Annotated in this window: 2 protein-coding genes; both read right to left on the minus strand. The window is 66.6% G+C overall.

Features of this window, described 5'->3' with window-relative positions; all coding sequences use genetic code 11:
* Window positions 1-71 precede the first annotated feature (71 nt).
* Window positions 72-470 (minus strand): Co2+/Mg2+ efflux facilitator ApaG/CorD, encoded by a 399-nt coding sequence (gene apaG / locus SAS01S_RS21880; RefSeq protein ID WP_066813338.1) that lies wholly within the window; start codon window positions 468-470, stop codon window positions 72-74.
* A gap of 22 nt (window positions 471-492) precedes the next feature.
* Entirely contained in the window at window positions 493-1,701 is a 1,209-nt protein-coding gene (locus SAS01S_RS21885; RefSeq protein ID WP_066813341.1) for a trans-sulfuration enzyme family protein, read from the minus strand.
* Between the last annotated feature and the right edge of the window lie 166 nt (window positions 1,702-1,867).

Raw genomic sequence — 1,867 nt, forward strand, 5'->3', positions numbered from 1 at the left:
GGCACGCGACTCGCCCGACAACGTGGCGGCCCCGGCCTTCGCCGGGACGACGAGGTCGATCACCACCTTCATCATGCCCCCACCGCCGGCGCGAGCAGCGCGAAGCGGGGGATGTCGACGTCGAATGCCGAGCCGTCCTCGGCGATCATGTGATAACTGCCCTGCATCGCCCCGGTCGGGGTCGCCAGCGGGCAGCCCGATACGTAATCGAAGCTCGCGCCGGGCGCGATCACCGGCTGTTCGCCGACCACGCCCTCGCCTTCGACCGAATGGCGCGCGCCGCGGCCGTCGGTGATCACCCAATGCCGTGTCAGCAGTTGGACCGTCGCCGGCGATTCGTTCTCGATCCGCACGTGATAGGCCCAGAACCAGCGGCCGCGATCGGGCTCGGATTGTTCGGGCAGGAAGCTGACCGAGACGCGCACGATCACCCCGCGCGTTTCCGCGACGTTGGGGAACAGTGCCTTCATCACGTCGCTCAAGCCTCGTTCCTCACAAGCTGACCGCCTTCAACGCCTGGTCGAGATCGTCGATCACATCGTCGGGATCTTCCAGCCCGACGTTCAGCCGCAGCATCCCCTCGGTCACGCCCATTTCGAGGCGTCTTTCCTCGCTGACACCGGCGTGCGTGGTCGAGGCAGGATGCGTCATCAGCGAGCGAGAATCGCCGATATTGTTCGAAATGTCGACCAGCGCGAGCGCGTCGAGCAGGCCGTGCGCCTGCGCGCGGCCGCCATCGACCTCGAACGCGAAGATCGGGCCGGCGGCGTCCATCTGCCGCATCGCGAGATTGTGCTGCGGGTGGCTCGGCAGGCCGGGGTGGAGGATGCGCGGCACGCGACCTTCGAGAAAACGCCCGACCTTCAGCGCATTCTCGCTTTGCCGGCGCGCGCGCAGATCGAGCGTCTCGAGCCCCTTCAGCACGACCCAGGCATTGAACGGCGACAGCGTCGGCCCGGTATTGCGAGTGAAGGCAAGCAGGGTGTTCTCGATGAACTCCTCGCTGCCGCACACTGCGCCGGCGAGAACACGGCCCTGCCCGTCCATCAACTTGGTCGCCGAATAAGCGACGACATCGGCACCGAAGTCGAGCGGGCGCTGTAGCACTGGGGTCGCGAAGGCATTGTCGACCACCGAGACGATGCCGCGTTCCCGGGCAATGCCGCACACCGCTTCCAGGTCGACCACATCCATCGTCGGATTGGCCGGCGTCTCGAAGAAATAGACTTTGGTCTCGGGCCGGGTGGCGTCGATGAATTGCTGCGGATCGCGCGCGTCGATCACCGTGGTCTGAATGCCGAATTTGGGCAGCAAGGTGTCGACCAGCCAGCGGCACGACCCGAAGGCTGCGCGGCCGGCGACGACATGATCGCCGGTCTGCAACTGGCACAGCAGGGCCGCGGTCATCGCCGCCATGCCTGTCGCCATCGTCCGGCACGCTTCGGCACCTTCGAGCAACGCGATGCGCTCTTCGAGCATCTGCACCGTCGGGTTCTGCAGACGCGAATAGGTCATGCCTTGCTGCTCGCCGGCGAACCGCGCCGCGGCGTCGCCGGCGCAATCATAGGCATAGCCCGAGGTCAGGAAGAGCGCTTCGGACGTCTCCCCGAATTCCGATCGCGCGGTTCCGCCACGCACTGCCTGAGTGGCGGGGCGCCAGTTTTGCGTGATCGAGCGGTCTTGTCCGGTACGGCGTTTCATCGTTTGCGGGCTTTGCGGCGAGCGGGGGGCGCAGGTCAAGTTCTAGCCCTACTTAAATCCTCCCCGGCACGGTGACGGGAACCGGCCGCAAAGCGGACGGTGGAGGGGGCCCGCGATCGCTCGCCTCATCGCTTGGGGCTGGTGGGTCGCAGGCCCCCTCCACCAA

The organism is Sphingomonas asaccharolytica NBRC 15499 (genome assembly GCF_001598355.1).
GTDB classification, from domain to species: Bacteria; Pseudomonadota; Alphaproteobacteria; order Sphingomonadales; family Sphingomonadaceae; genus Sphingomonas; species Sphingomonas asaccharolytica.

Bases quoted from the DNA above. Each gene is read 5' to 3' on its own strand.
- apaG (WP_066813338.1), bottom strand. From the start codon at position 470: ATGAAGGCACTGTTCCCCAACGTCGCGGAAACGCGCGGGGTGATCGTG.
- SAS01S_RS21885 (WP_066813341.1), bottom strand. From the start codon at position 1,701: ATGAAACGCCGTACCGGACAAGACCGCTCGATCACGCAAAACTGGCGC.